We start from the raw sequence: 12,615 nt of genomic DNA, 5'->3' as shown, positions 1-12,615 counted from the left end.
GGATAGGTCTTCAGGTTCAGGGGCCACCAAAGCCGCCCTCCATGCTTCTCGGCTTCCCGCTGGGAGCACCTTGCGGATACCCATTCATGTCCTCAGAGACGCGAACAGCATGACTTCACCAGTCGTCACCGATCTGGTGGGAAGCCGCCTGCCACTCAACGAAGCCCGGAGCGTCTAACCGCAGGATTCTCAACGCGGGCTCCTTGTGCGCTTGAAGGCCCACGCAACCGGCCGTCCGGGTATGTGTCCGCAGACGCTCGACGGCGTGTGGCAGCCGCTCGTGAAAGGCGAGCGGTGCGAAACCGGAATCATCGCTGGCATAGGAGGCCAGCTCCGCCCTGTGCAGCGCGTATAGCTCGGCAACGATTTCGGAGTGGCGCCACCAGCAATCCGGAACCACCGACGTCGTCAGCTGGTACGTGGCGACAAGCCATCTGACCCACACCGCCAAGTCGCCCCACACGGTCCGGGCCTGCACCGCCGTCAGTTCCCGCCAACGGTACGTCAAGCCGGCCACCCTCCCGGGCGGCCGGAATGCGGACCGGAAGAGCTCGGCCGTCAGGTCATCGTCCTCTCCTCCTGCTGAGGGGATCTCAAAGCGTTCGGTTTCATCCTGGCTCGCCATCGCTCACCTCCACGGTTGTTTGCTGCCGCAGGCGGTGCCCGTCTGCCAGGGCTTGTTCAAGCTCCAGCTTCGACCGACCAAGTTCGGCCGCGTCCTTACGCTTGTGCCACTCGCGCAGGTCCAACAAAATGGGGCGGGTTCGCCGCCCCAGCATGAGGGCCGTGCCGGTGGGCAGACGCCGGATCTCATTCAGGGCCAGGACTGGGCTCTCCCTGATCTGCTCGCCGTCCTGGCGGCCCTGCGCGGACCAGGAACGGGTGTTCAGGATCAGGCTCCGCTCCCCCAGCAGCCCGGCGAGCGAACGAAGGTCACGCTCGTCAGAGCCGCCGCCGAAGATCACCTTGATGATGGCCGAGTCCCAAATGGTTGCAGCTTCATCGATGGACCATCCCGTCCTCGCCTGGGACAGGGACTGCAGGACCACGAGAGTGGAAATGCCGATGCCGCCCCCGTCAGAGAGGGCGATGGGCAAGCCCGGCCACGGTGCCAGGTTCGCAATCTCATCCAGGATGAGGGACAGCGGCGGATCCAGCCTTCCACCAGGGGCGATAAAGGCCATCTCGCGGGCAGCATTGTCGATGTCGTCGATCAACGCCGAAAGGTACGGACCGGCTGCGGCGGCTCCGGCGCGGGTTCCGATCAGATACAGGGTGCCGCAGTCACGGATGAATGTTTTTGGATCGAATTCCTCGGATTCGTCCGAGGGGTCCAATGCGGCGAGCACTTTCGGCGATGACAGCGGCGCGACCGCAGCCGAAACACCGATCCAGGAGTTTGAGGTGTTCCTGGGATCATCCTCAAGGATGCCCATGAGATCGGCCTGCCATCCCAGCGCCGCATCGGGCCGGCTGAGAACCTCCAACGCCTCACGCGCCAGGACAGGGCTCGAGGACCAGCGGCGAAACGCGCGGACGCCCTCCCCGGACAGTGCCGCAGCGTGCAGGAGGCACTGCAGGATGATCAGCGAGCGCTTTTGCCAGGCCGCGTTTTCGCCTTTCATCTCGGTGTCGGCGGTGATGACGAGCGCGCGGCGGGTGGCGATGTCCGGGTCCTCGCAGCCACGGACGGGAGACCAGCGAAGCGTTGAAGGCAGCCCGGACATGCCCTGCGGATCGAACACTGTGACCGGTCTGCTCCCCGTGGCGCGGGCCTTCATGGTGACCACCAGGTTGTCGGCACGGGTGGACGTGGTGACCACCGCACCCGGCGCGTCGAGGATCGCGTTGATGACGACGTAGAGGCCCTTGCCGGAGCGCGGCGCGCCTTGAATGACCATGGATTCCTCGGTGGAGACGTGGACCGTGACGCCGCGGGATCGGCCCAACGTCCAGGCCACGTCCTCGATCCGGGGTTTGGCCAGGCCCGGCCGTGTGAATCTTCCTCGCCTTCGGACGGCTCTGGCTCCGAAGTCGTGAAGGATTTCGGAACGCCGGGCGATGCCCTCGCGGTTCAGGATGTCCTGGCGCAGCCACGCACCTGATTGCTTCCACCTCCGCCATGCCAGAACGGAACCGACGGCGAGCGCCGCCACCAGGAGAAGCACCGGGCCGACCACCCACCAGACCGCGGCGACGCCGACCTCGCATCCCTGTGGTTGACCAAGAATCCAATCGACCCGGCCAACAAAGAGCCCGACGGCGGCGGCCGGGTTGAACGGTGACGGTGGACTGCCGCCGCAGCGCCAGAGCATCACGATGTGGGTTGCGCTCTGGACGAGGACGCACAGGCCAACGTAGCCGGCTGTTGCGATCAGCCCGGCCGTGACGAGTGGAGTGCTGTCTCCCGCCCGCCGGTTCATGGTGGCTTTCAGACCATCCGGTCATCGGTGCCGAAGACTGCGAGTTCATCGGTAGTGACCCGGTTGGCGACGATGAAGGAACGGTTCCCGACTTTCCAGAGCCCGACGCCTTTGGGGAGGTTCTCCACGTGCTCGCATTCAGCCTCTGACAACCCCAGGGCTTCCTTGGTCAGGCGCATGGCATCGTGCTTTTGCCGGTAAATGATCCTGGTGTCGGCTTCCGTAAGCAGGCCGAGCGCCTTTTGGCGGTGGCCGCTGGTGCTGTCTCCGATTTCGTTGAGGTCGGCGACCTTGTGCATGATGAGCAGATTTGCGATGCCGTAGGTACGGGCCAGCCGCCACTGTTCGCTCATTTTGGCGAGCATGTAGGGGTCCGCCAGCATGCGCCAGCCTTCGTCATAGACCACCAGCCGTTTACCGCCGTCCGGATTGGTGACGGCGGCTTCCAGCCAGGTGGCGCCGCATGCCGCGGCCAGAGACAGTGCCTGCTCCGAGGCACCGATCAGCGCTGACGTGTCCATCACCATCATGGGCGCATCAGCGTCAAAGGAGACGGTGGAGGGTGCATCAAACATGCCCTCCAGGTCGCCGGAGACTGTGCGCCGCAAGGAGTGGCTGACGGCCTGTCCTCCGTCCTTGCCGACCAGCCCGATGGTTTCCCTGGACGGGTTCAATAGGTGGTCCAGGACCATCGGCAGCGTTGGATTCGAGTTCTGGGCCACGGTTTCCATGAGCGCCATGTCCAGGGCTGTGTGTTCCACCGGGTGCAGCGGCATCCCCTGCCGCATGAGGGACACCAGCGCCACCAGCAGGTAGCGTCGCCGTTGACGGACCACGGCCTGCCACTGAGCCTCGCTCAGGGCGCTGGACCGCGGGCCGGCGTCGAGCGGATTGACCCGGGCCGCGCGGCCGGGGCCTACTGAAATGACTTTCCCGCCGACGGCGTTAGCGACCGCGACCCACTCGCCCTTGGGGTCGGAGGCGACGGCGGCCTTCCGACCCAGCGTGATCGATCTGGCCACCAGGGATTTGCCGCACATGGACTTCCCTGTCCCGACGGTGCCGATAACGACGATCGACGGGCCGCTGATGACGCCTTTGTCGTAGAGAATCCACGGATCGTAGGAGAACGCTCCTGAGCCGAAGACGTCTGTGCCAATGTATGTTCCTTCGTGGCCAAGACCCGATTCGGTGATAAACGGGTATGCGGCGGCGAAGGTCATGGTGGACGCGCGGTGCGGTGCCGGGCGCAGCCGGTGCTGCCCGCGCAGAGAATTCGCTTCACGGCTCCCCCAGTCGCCGCCGCGCTCTCTTCTGTCGAGCCCGGCGCCGACCGTCCCTCCTAAGCTGCGGAGCGCGGACTCCCACGGTTGGCTGTGAGCGCAGGCGTCCTGCCGGCGTCGTTCCTTCCGCTCCTGGCGGTTCCCGCCCGCCGGTACGTAGTGCACCGACTGGCCTGTCCTCTTCACCGCAGTCCCCGCCCAAACGGGAGCGCACCGGCGACGAAGGCGGCCCATTGCTGACCGGCCAGCAACCGCAGTTCGACGAAGGCCCCCGCCGCCGCAGACTCGAGCTCCTGCCTGTGCCGAGCTAAGTCTGGGAGGGTGCCCGCCGTGATGGTCACGTACGCGGCCGGCCGCACGTCTCCGTGACCGGCGACGATCTCTTCCTCCCGCTGGGTCACTTCTTCTTCCTCTGCCCGTTGCTCGCGGCTGAGCGGCCTGTCGAAGCGGGTGTTGATCCGCCGACGCGTTTCGTGGGCTTCCTGGGCGGAGCGAATGTCCCGCAGCGCCTCAGTCGCGGGTACGGCGCGGATCACCTCGGTCACTGTATGGCGGAAATCGCCGACATAGATCAAGGGGTGGAGGAAGCCCGGAAAGACCTTCTGCCGCGGCCATTCGGCGATCCAGAACGTTTGATGAAAACCGGAGTCAGTGCGCACATAGGTCCAGTGCTCCTCGACCGCCATTGGCCCGGCATCGACGCGGGGCACCTTGGATTCGGTGTCGCTCTGGGGCCCCGGCGCCGTCGTGTTGACTGCAGGTTGCCGTACCGGGGTTGCCGGGGCACCCGGATCGAAGGCGCCGCGGACGACGTCGAGGATGCCTGTCTCCGGGAGCCATTCCTCCACCCTGACATTGTGAGTGCCCAGCGCGGTGGTCATGGCTTCAACCTCCAGCCGCAGCACCTGTTCGACCCCGACCAGTCCCCCGCCGGACTCCTTGATCCGGCGTCGGGCCTTGGCGGTATCCACGACAAGAGCGAGCAAGAGGTCGTGGCTCATGGCCGATCCGGCCGCAGCGATCAGGTCCTCGTAGGCGCGCTGGCCCCAGGTGAGTTCTTTGGGGGTGCCTGCTCGCTCTGGGGCAGTGCGTTCATAGAAGTCGCGCAGGGCTGACGAGGGATAAGGGACGGTGTAGTCCTGGACGGCGATTCTGGCGACGCTGCTGCGCTGGGCCATACCTGCCTGCACGCGGGACCAGGCCTGAACCGCCCATGCCTTGTCGTCAGAGTCCAGGAGCGCGAATGATCGGGTGCTGCAGCGCAGCACGGCGATCGCCTCCCTGCCGCGGGCGTCCATGATGAACGACTCGCCGGTTGAGGTCCGACGCAATTCCAGGTTGCCCAATCCGCCCGGCAGCGCCAGGTGCCCCGCCAAGGCTGGGCGCTCCGGCCTGGCCAGGAAGCGGGTCTGCTTGGCGGCCAACCGGTAGAAGAACACGGCTGCATGCCCGGCCCAGACCGGGTAGGGAATTCTCGAATACTGGAGCAACCCGAGCAGGATGAGCGACAGCCACATTGGTCCCGATGCAAATAGGCCAGCTGGTCCGCGAAGTGCCGATGCCGTGCTGGCGACAAGGACTCCGGCCGCCAGCAGCAGCAACTGGTACCACTTCAAGCCCATAAATATGCCGCGACGCTCGTACCGGGGGAATTTGACGGCCTCGAGGGCGCGTGAGTTTTCAGACATGGGAATCACCGTCATTCTGGTGCTGGACTACTGCTTGCTGTCGGATGGGCGGACGGCCCGGTGTTGCCATCGGAGGCGGCGGCGGGGAGGCCGGGGGCGGGGAGGCAGGCGGCGGGGAGGCCGGGGGCGGGGAGGCAGGCGGCGGGGAGGCCTGGGGCGGTGCCGTTCGAGACGCCGCCTGATCAGCCGGCTGCCTCGGCGGCGGGGGCTGCTCGCCGATTTCACGCGTACCCGGGCCCTCGAGCGGTGCGCCCGGAGTCGAATTCGGCCCGCGACGGCCTCCACGCGCCCGGGGCGACGGTCGCTCGGAAGCCGTGGTGCCGGCGTCGAGCATCAATGCGGTGCCATTACCCCCGGGGGTCTGGGCCGACGTCGTGCCTGTCTGTGATGGCGGCAGTGGTGCCCGGGGTGGCAGTGCGCGAGTGGGGAACTGCGGCCGGCTCGACTGGATCGGTCGGGTCGCAGATGAGTGCGATGCCAGGCCCGCGAGCGTGAAGCGGCCGCCGGTCTGTCGGCTGATCTGCCGGGCGGCAAATCCAGAGCTTCGGGCAAGTACGTGTCCGCCTCCCGCAGTTTGCGCGGCTGCCGCAAGCTCACCCCCGGCGAAACTAACCAGGCGTAACGCCATCAGCGGAGCACCACAAGCCAAGGCCATGCCGACCACGCCGGCTGCCAGTCCGGCGAACGACTTCGCCTCGGCAAAGAGCTTGATGGCCACGGCCAGCACGGTTGCGGCCAGCGGCTTGGCGAGAAGCAACGCGACGACGATCTCGCACCACCGCCGAGCCCAGGTTTGCGTCTTTTCCCACGGCATAAGCATGAGAGCGACCGGGGCGACTGCGGCGAGCACGATGAGCGCAAAGGATCGAAAGATCATTGAACACATGAGGATGAAGGCCAGAACCCAGACAACGATGACGGCCATGGCGGTGACGACTACCGCCCCGGCCGCGCCGCCACTGGACCCGGGAGCCAAAGAAATGACGTTCCAGTCTCTGCCGGCGCCGGCCGGAGCTTTTTCGAAGCCGAAAAGCCGCATGAATAGCACGTATGGATCCGTTCCCAGGGAGCCAAGAAGCGCCGCGGACGCCGAATCACTGACTTTGGTGAGCTGGCGGACCAAGTACACCGCACCCGCCACCATGGGGACAGCGGCAGCCCCGCCTACCAGGGCCCGCACAAGTCGGCGGGGTTGTTGGCTGATCAAACCGGACAGCAGCTGGAGGATCATGGCAACGACAAGGGGTGTCATCATGACGACGACCCACCAACTCGTGAGCCCTTCGACGGCGGTCCACTGCGAGTCATCCACGTCTGAGAAGCTGAACGCGCCAGTGATGAAGGACCAGATCCAGGAGGCGATATTTTGGAGAATATTCGCGAAGAGCGATGTGATTGAACCCTGGATGCCGTCGTTCGCTTGGGAGACGAGACCGCACCCGGGCGGCCACCATCCGTTGAGATCACAGTCAACCGGCATGATGACCCGGACCTAGAATCCGAGATTGAACGCCGACTGGGACCAAAGAATGTAGCCGTTAATGCCACCCAGGATTGCTGCCACCGGGCCAGTCCAGAGCAGAATCATGCCCCCACCGGAGGCCAGGCGCGACGATTGGCTCAACTTGCCTGCCAACAGCATGGCGGCGCCGATGATCGCGACAATGGCGATCACTATGAAGGCACCGACGAGGATGCCGCCGCCGATCTGTTTCAGCGATTCGAGAAAGGGAAAGTTTGCGTTGGGGGTGATTCCGGGATCCACAGCTGCCAGCAGCATCGGGCGCTCCATCTGTTGTCTTCGAATGGAATGAGGGGTTTGGGCTCACGACTTCATAGAGGTTGCGGGGCGGGGCGACATGACTGGTGTTGATGTTCGGGACGGGCTCCGTGGGCATCCTGCATCGGATGCAACATGGTGGTGAATGCTCAATGTCAGTACCCGGGACTACACTGAATGTATCGAACATATATTCGAATAAAGGGTGTGTTGTGGGCGTTGTCGTTGGTCCCCGTGTGATAGATGCGGGTATGTCGTTGCTGTCGGTTCTGATCTCTCCGGTCCCCGTCGCGGCCGGGTATCCGTCGCCGGCGCAGGACTACTTTGATGGCCGGATCGACCTGAACGAGCACCTGATCAAAGACATCACCAGCACCTACGTCGTGCGGGTGTCCGGGGAATCGATGGAAGGGGCCGGCATCAGTGACGGCGATGAACTGATCGTCAACCGCGCCCTGGAACCCGTGGACGGGTCCGTGGTCGTCGCGGTCCTGGATGGGGAGCTGACCATCAAACGGCTGCGGATCACGGGTGCCGGGGTGGTGCTGCAGGCGGAGAACCCGGCCTACCCGGATATCCGTGTGCCCTCGTTGTCGGATCTGGTCATCTGGGGCGTCGCAACCAGGTGCCTTCACCATGTGTAAGGCGCGCTATTGCGTTAAACGGGAGCTTTGCCGGTATGGGGCGAGCGATGTCTAAGCCGGCGGTGATGCGGCATATGCCGCAGATCGCTCACGTGGATGTGAACTGCTTCTATGCCTCGGCCGAGCGCGCGTTCAATCCATCCTTGGAGGGCCGGCCTGTCGTCGTCTTGTCCAATAACGATGGCTGCGCCGTCACCCGGTCCCCGGAGGCCAAAGCCCTCGGCATCGCCATGGGTGAGCCGTGGTTCAAACTCGCCCCACGGGCCAAAGAATGGGGACTCGTTGCCCTCTCGAGCAACTACGAACTTTACGGGGACATCAGCGCCCGGGTGATGGAACTGCTCGGCCGGTACTCCGCCTGGCTGGAGGTCTACAGCATCGACGAGGCGTTCCTCGGCGTCAAAGGCACCCCGGAGGAACTCCTGTCCCTGGGCCGGACCATGAAGACCGCCGTGCGGCGGAACGTCGGCGTCCCGGTCTGCGTGGGGATCGCGCCCACGAAGACCCTGGCGAAACTGGCGAATAAATGGGCGAAGAACAACCCGGCCTTCGACGGGGTCTGCCACTGGGACTCCGTGCCCGCCGCGGACAGGGAATCTCTGATGCGCCGCCTGTCCGTGATCGAGATCTGGGGTGTCGCCACCCGGCTGACCAAACGCCTCAACGCCTTAGGTGTCCATTCCATCCTTGATCTCTCCCGGGCCGATCCGGTGATGATCCGGGACCGCTTCTCTGTGGTCATGATGCGCACCGTCCTGGAACTCCAGGGCACCCCCTGCATCCCCATGGAGGAAGAACGGATCGGCCGGGACCAGCTCATCTTCTCCCGCTCCTTCGCCACCCCCATCACCACCGCCGCCGGGATCCGGCAGGTCATGAGCGTCTACGGCCAGCAGGCCTCGGCGCGACTGGCCAACCACGGCCTTCAAGCGAAAGTTCTCACCGCGTTCGCCGGCACCTCACACTTCAACCCGAAAGACACCTCCTACCCCTCCGTCTGCATCCCGTTGCCGATGCCGACCGCGGACCCGGTGATCCTGACCAAGGCCGCCCACGCGCTCCTGCCCCGCATCTGCGAGGGCATCCGGTACGCCAGGGCCGGGATCATGGTCACCGACCTGCGGCCCAGCGGTAACCAGGCGCCCCTGGCCCTGTTCGAGAATCCGCACGAGGAACGCCACGTCGGCACCCTCCTGGAAGACATCACCCGCCGGTACGGGCGCGGCTCCATCGGCCTGGGCCATGGCGGCATCCGGGGCGGGCCGGACTGGACCATGAAACGGGACATGCTCTCCCCCCGGTACACCACCCACTGGGACGAACTCCCCCTCGTCAAAGCAGCCTGAACCAGACCCACCAGCACGACCGCACCACGAAAGAACGCACCCCCATGACCAGCACCATCGAAGCCCCCGCCCAGACCAACGAGCTACAGGTCCGGACCGACCCGGCCGGCAAACCCCTCGCCATCCGCCACGACGGACGAATCTGGCTTGTCGATCCCGACACCGAGTCCCAGCACTGGTTCGGACGGGACGCCTGGTGGGACACCCGCCGCACCGCAGCCGTCGGCAGCGGCGACCTCGTCAGCATCGAATTCTGGCGGGTCCAGGTCCGCCCCGACACCCGCTCCTCCCTCCGAACCGCGACTCTCCGCCGGGAACCGCTCTCCACCCAGTGGACCCTGGAACACATCAGCGACGCCGATGAAACAACGGAAGAAAAGTGAACGGCCAACCCACCAGCGATCAAACGTGGGCAGGGATCCGGGCGGAGTTCACGCTGCCGACCCTGAAACAGGTGCGGCGCCGGCTCTCCGAGCTCACGGAAGACCCCGAACCGGTCATGCGGCAGCTCGTCCGCGTCTTCATTGATGACGGCACCTTCTGCCCGGGGTTTCAGTTCCTCCCCGGCGGACAACTCGACCCAACTGTCACCGCGCTTTTTCGGAGGGCCATGGAACTGGATCTCCCCCACAACTACTTCACCGTCTGGATGGTCACCCCCTCCAGACACCTTGCCGGCTCCCGCCCCGTCGACCACCTGAAAGGCTGCCCCGCTCCCCTGCTTCGCGCGCTGGAAACCTTCCACTGGCGCTAGAACTGGCTCTTGACCGTGGATGACCACTCACGCTTCGCCTACACCGAGATCCTCGACGACGAGAAGAAAGAGACCGCCGCCGGCTTCTGGGAACGCGCCAACGAGGCCTTCAACGCCGCCGGCATCACCGTGAAGCGCGTCCTGACAGACAACGGCTCGTGCTACCGCTCCCACGCCTTCAAAGACGCCTTGGACCCGGACATCAAATACAAACGAACCCGGCCCTACCGGCCCCAGACCAACGGCAAGGTCGAGCGGTTCAACCGGACCATGCTCGAGGAATGGGCCTACGCCCGCCCCTACAGCTCAGAGGCCGAACGCGTCGCCGCTTTCCCGGCCTGGCTCCATGATTTCAATCATCACCGAGGCCACACCTCACTCAAGGGTCAGCCACCAGCAAGCCGCGTCACTAACCTCCGTGGTTTATATATCAAAATAGTCGGTGGGAAAGACAACCATGAGTGCATTGGATGTCATGGCCATTCCGAAATGGCGCGTGGCTGTTCTTTGCTATCCGAACAAGGATGGCCAAGATAATTACTGAGTCCGCCGTGATACCGCCGTTTCGCCGGTCTCCAGTCCGGCCTTATCAGCCCTAGGGTTCGCAAAAGAGTCGCAGCTTGATACGGCGGTTTCGCCGATCTCTCAACACATACCTCACCGGGCGGCGGATCATGTATGGCTATTTGCCGCCCCGATAAGCGCGATGACCTTCTGCACTTGCTTCATTAAGTCGACGGGCCACTCGTTTACCCAGTTCTACGTGGCAACTTTCGAGTTCGCGACTTTACTCGGCTGCTGGATATCAAGCCGACTGGCCGCGAGGGGATTGACCTTTTTACCCCACACGTCAAGCACCGTGACTGCGCGGGGCACTCTACTATTCATGCAACTGCCGCGTCGCGAATCAGTCAGGACTGTCTGCCAGTTCAGCAGAAGCACGCTCTTGGAGTATCGAGAGGATCTCCGGCCGGTAGCGTTGCTGCACTCGGTGCTTAGTTCCCTTCTTCATCTCCGAGATCAGCTTGCTAATTGATTCGGCGTGACGGAATCCCCCTCCTGCAGCGAAGAAGGCTCTCAGCCAAGGCTCCTTCTCCAGGGGATATCCACCGTCAGTGAAGGCACGGACTAATTGAACGACGGCAGCTTTCCCGTTCCCGGTTGAGAGACCGTTGTACTGTTCATCAACCATGCACTTGGCTGCCTCAAGCTGCACCGGATCGGGTGCTTCGGGGGCCGATGAGGTATCCAAATTGCGCGCGCCCATTCCCTCAAGCCAAATCCGGACCATATCCGACGGCGACCAGACAACCACAAAAAGGCGCTCAACCCGATCGTTGTTAACAAGCTCCCTGAGCAATTCACAATCGTCAAGCTCATAGGGATGCAGGACCGAAAGTGTTCCGTTGAACCGCTTGCTTTCCCCTGCAAGCTTTCGCAACTCCGCGATCCCCACAATCCGCTGGGAGCCCTTCTCAACGGCAACATAGTTGACGAACTCCATGTCTGCGCTGTTTTGCTTTTGAAGCCTCTTTGGGTCGGAAGCCGCAAATACGTAAGGGGGCTCACCGAGCCACTCACGGATCACAGCACTTTGGGTCACTATCGCGGTAGCTTCCTGCGCCCAAGCTTCGCGGGTAATGTATGCAAGTTCGGTCATGTCCGAATCCTCTCACGCACCCCCGACAAGCAAACCAGCTCATCACAATCCGCGGTGTAGGCAGTGTCCTGCGATCGGCGGACTGGGAACGAACGCGGCTAGACTTCGGCTATGAGGACGGCAATCACATGAGCGACGATGAAGAGCTGCGCTGGGTGCGACGCCGCGGGGGGACGCATCGCTCTGGCTCCAGGGAGACCCCCGGCTATGACCGAGACCTCCTCCGCGAAAACGACACCGAAAACCTCCTAGGACCGACCGAATCACGTCCAGCAAATATCGACGAGATTATTCGATCGCGCACCCCTGCTGTGCCGCCCCGCCCAACAGCAGCGCAGGAGTTTCGTTACCAGGTCGGTAGCGAGATCATGGACGCGCTCAGGCCACATATCGAGCACGGTGTCGACGTTGCGGTCGACTCCACTGTGCTCGGCGTTTCCAAACTGCTGAAATGGGCCAAGAGCAAGCCGGCGCAACGAAAGGGCGAGGTTGGCGACCAAAGCCCATCCGCCAGAGCCCAACTAGAGGCGGAGCCCACAGAGGCGACTGCGGATATAGATGACGAAGCCGGTACCCTCGAGGTGCGAATGCCCAGCGTGACCGCCGAACAGTACCAGGCGATCCTCCTCTCGGCTCTTCGGGCCGAGCAGTACGCAGCTCGCACGAAGCAGCTGCTCGCCAAAGTAACAGTTCGTGATGGTGACCTCCCGGTGGAGAGCGCGATCCAGGCGGCCCTGGAGGGCCCCGATTCCTCGATCGACGAAGCGACACTCGTAGTGGAGCTGCTGGACAGCAGCCGCGCCTTCGATGTTGAGTTCATGCTTGTCAGGAGCCAGGACACCGACGCGCCGCTACGGACGGTCGACGGACAGCCGTCATTGTCCTCAACGAGACTCCAGCGGTCGCTGCGCCGACCTCGACTACACCCTGAAATGCGAAGAGATTCCCTAACGCTTGTCAAGCCTTTTTTGGCTCTGGACGACAGGCAGGGTTGAGTGCACCGTCACCTGTGTTCTGCCGGTGGCGGTGGGTGCTAT

General features: G+C 63.9%; 12 protein-coding genes and 1 pseudogene. 6 read left to right on the top strand and 7 right to left on the bottom strand.

Annotated elements, in window-relative coordinates:
- Window positions 1-115: 115 nt before the first annotated feature.
- The 6 genes from AC50X9_RS14100 to AC50X9_RS14075 are packed head-to-tail and all read right to left on the bottom strand — an operon-like array spanning window position 116 to window position 7,174.
- Window positions 116-625 (bottom strand): hypothetical protein, encoded by a 510-nt coding sequence (locus AC50X9_RS14100; RefSeq protein WP_494894381.1) that lies wholly within the window; start codon window positions 623-625, stop codon window positions 116-118.
- A complete protein-coding gene (locus AC50X9_RS14095) occupies window positions 609-2,423 on the bottom strand; it encodes a type IV secretory system conjugative DNA transfer family protein (protein ID WP_494894380.1) in 1,815 nt (604 codons plus the stop codon). Before AC50X9_RS14095 ends, AC50X9_RS14100 begins: the two co-directional genes overlap by 17 nt.
- A gap of 8 nt (window positions 2,424-2,431) precedes the next feature.
- The gene (locus AC50X9_RS14090; RefSeq protein ID WP_494894379.1) at window positions 2,432-3,871 is read right to left on the bottom strand and encodes a putative type IV secretion/conjugal transfer ATPase; all 1,440 of its coding nucleotides are present in this window, start codon (window positions 3,869-3,871) and stop codon (window positions 2,432-2,434) included.
- 17 nt (window positions 3,872-3,888) lie between these two features.
- Window positions 3,889-5,394 carry an SCO6880 family protein gene (locus tag AC50X9_RS14085; protein ID WP_494894378.1) on the bottom strand — a complete coding sequence of 502 codons (1,506 nt, stop codon included), beginning with the start codon at window positions 5,392-5,394 and terminating at the stop codon, window positions 3,889-3,891.
- On the bottom strand, window positions 5,387-6,874 hold the full coding sequence (locus tag AC50X9_RS14080; RefSeq protein WP_494894377.1) for a type IV secretion system protein: 1,488 nt from the start codon (window positions 6,872-6,874) through the stop codon (window positions 5,387-5,389). The genes AC50X9_RS14085 and AC50X9_RS14080 overlap by 8 nt, the downstream gene beginning before the upstream one ends.
- Window positions 6,875-6,886: 12 nt before the next feature.
- On the bottom strand, window positions 6,887-7,174 hold the full coding sequence (locus AC50X9_RS14075; protein WP_250821336.1) for a hypothetical protein: 288 nt from the start codon (window positions 7,172-7,174) through the stop codon (window positions 6,887-6,889).
- Between the two features lie 212 nt (window positions 7,175-7,386).
- Between AC50X9_RS14075 and AC50X9_RS14070 the strand changes: the two genes are divergently transcribed.
- From AC50X9_RS14070 to AC50X9_RS14050, 5 genes and pseudogenes are all read left to right on the top strand, one after another.
- On the top strand, window positions 7,387-7,818 hold the full coding sequence (locus tag AC50X9_RS14070; RefSeq protein WP_232085267.1) for a LexA family protein: 432 nt from the start codon (window positions 7,387-7,389) through the stop codon (window positions 7,816-7,818).
- 47 nt (window positions 7,819-7,865) lie between these two features.
- Entirely contained in the window at window positions 7,866-9,164 is a 1,299-nt protein-coding gene (locus AC50X9_RS14065; protein ID WP_494894376.1) for a Y-family DNA polymerase, read from the top strand.
- Window positions 9,165-9,208: 44 nt separating this feature from the next.
- Window positions 9,209-9,547, top strand: coding sequence for a hypothetical protein (locus AC50X9_RS14060; protein WP_494894375.1), 339 nt, complete (start codon window positions 9,209-9,211; stop codon window positions 9,545-9,547).
- On the top strand, window positions 9,544-9,918 hold the full coding sequence (locus AC50X9_RS14055; RefSeq protein ID WP_494894374.1) for a hypothetical protein: 375 nt from the start codon (window positions 9,544-9,546) through the stop codon (window positions 9,916-9,918). Before AC50X9_RS14060 ends, AC50X9_RS14055 begins: the two co-directional genes overlap by 4 nt.
- Before the next feature lie 15 nt (window positions 9,919-9,933).
- Window positions 9,934-10,347, top strand: a pseudogene (locus AC50X9_RS14050) (integrase core domain-containing protein); the annotation flags it as partial.
- Between the two features lie 478 nt (window positions 10,348-10,825).
- Here the strand turns inward: AC50X9_RS14050 and AC50X9_RS14045 are convergent.
- On the bottom strand, window positions 10,826-11,578 hold the full coding sequence (locus tag AC50X9_RS14045; RefSeq protein ID WP_494894373.1) for a hypothetical protein: 753 nt from the start codon (window positions 11,576-11,578) through the stop codon (window positions 10,826-10,828).
- A gap of 128 nt (window positions 11,579-11,706) precedes the next feature.
- On the opposite strand from AC50X9_RS14045, the gene AC50X9_RS14040 reads away from it, so the two are divergent.
- Window positions 11,707-12,573 carry a hypothetical protein gene (locus AC50X9_RS14040; RefSeq protein WP_494894372.1) on the top strand — a complete coding sequence of 289 codons (867 nt, stop codon included), beginning with the start codon at window positions 11,707-11,709 and terminating at the stop codon, window positions 12,571-12,573.
- Window positions 12,574-12,615 lie beyond the last annotated feature (42 nt).

It is taken from the genome of Pseudarthrobacter sp. HLT1-3, from assembly GCF_059383535.1.
The sequence above is the reverse complement of the archived record's forward strand: the minus strand, read 5'-3'. Positions and strand labels throughout refer to the sequence as shown.

Bases quoted from the DNA above. Each gene is read 5' to 3' on its own strand.
- AC50X9_RS14100 (WP_494894381.1), bottom strand. From the start codon at position 625: ATGGCGAGCCAGGATGAAACCGAACGCTTTGAGATCCCCTCAGCAGGA.
- AC50X9_RS14095 (WP_494894380.1), bottom strand. From the start codon at position 2,423: ATGAACCGGCGGGCGGGAGACAGCACTCCACTCGTCACGGCCGGGCTG.
- AC50X9_RS14075 (WP_250821336.1), bottom strand. From the start codon at position 7,174: ATGCTGCTGGCAGCTGTGGATCCCGGAATCACCCCCAACGCAAACTTT.
- AC50X9_RS14045 (WP_494894373.1), bottom strand. From the start codon at position 11,578: ATGACCGAACTTGCATACATTACCCGCGAAGCTTGGGCGCAGGAAGCT.
- AC50X9_RS14060 (WP_494894375.1), top strand. From the start codon at position 9,209: ATGACCAGCACCATCGAAGCCCCCGCCCAGACCAACGAGCTACAGGTC.
- AC50X9_RS14065 (WP_494894376.1), top strand. From the start codon at position 7,866: ATGTCTAAGCCGGCGGTGATGCGGCATATGCCGCAGATCGCTCACGTG.
- AC50X9_RS14040 (WP_494894372.1), top strand. From the start codon at position 11,707: ATGAGCGACGATGAAGAGCTGCGCTGGGTGCGACGCCGCGGGGGGACG.
- AC50X9_RS14080 (WP_494894377.1), bottom strand. From the start codon at position 6,874: ATGCCGGTTGACTGTGATCTCAACGGATGGTGGCCGCCCGGGTGCGGT.
- AC50X9_RS14085 (WP_494894378.1), bottom strand. From the start codon at position 5,394: ATGTCTGAAAACTCACGCGCCCTCGAGGCCGTCAAATTCCCCCGGTAC.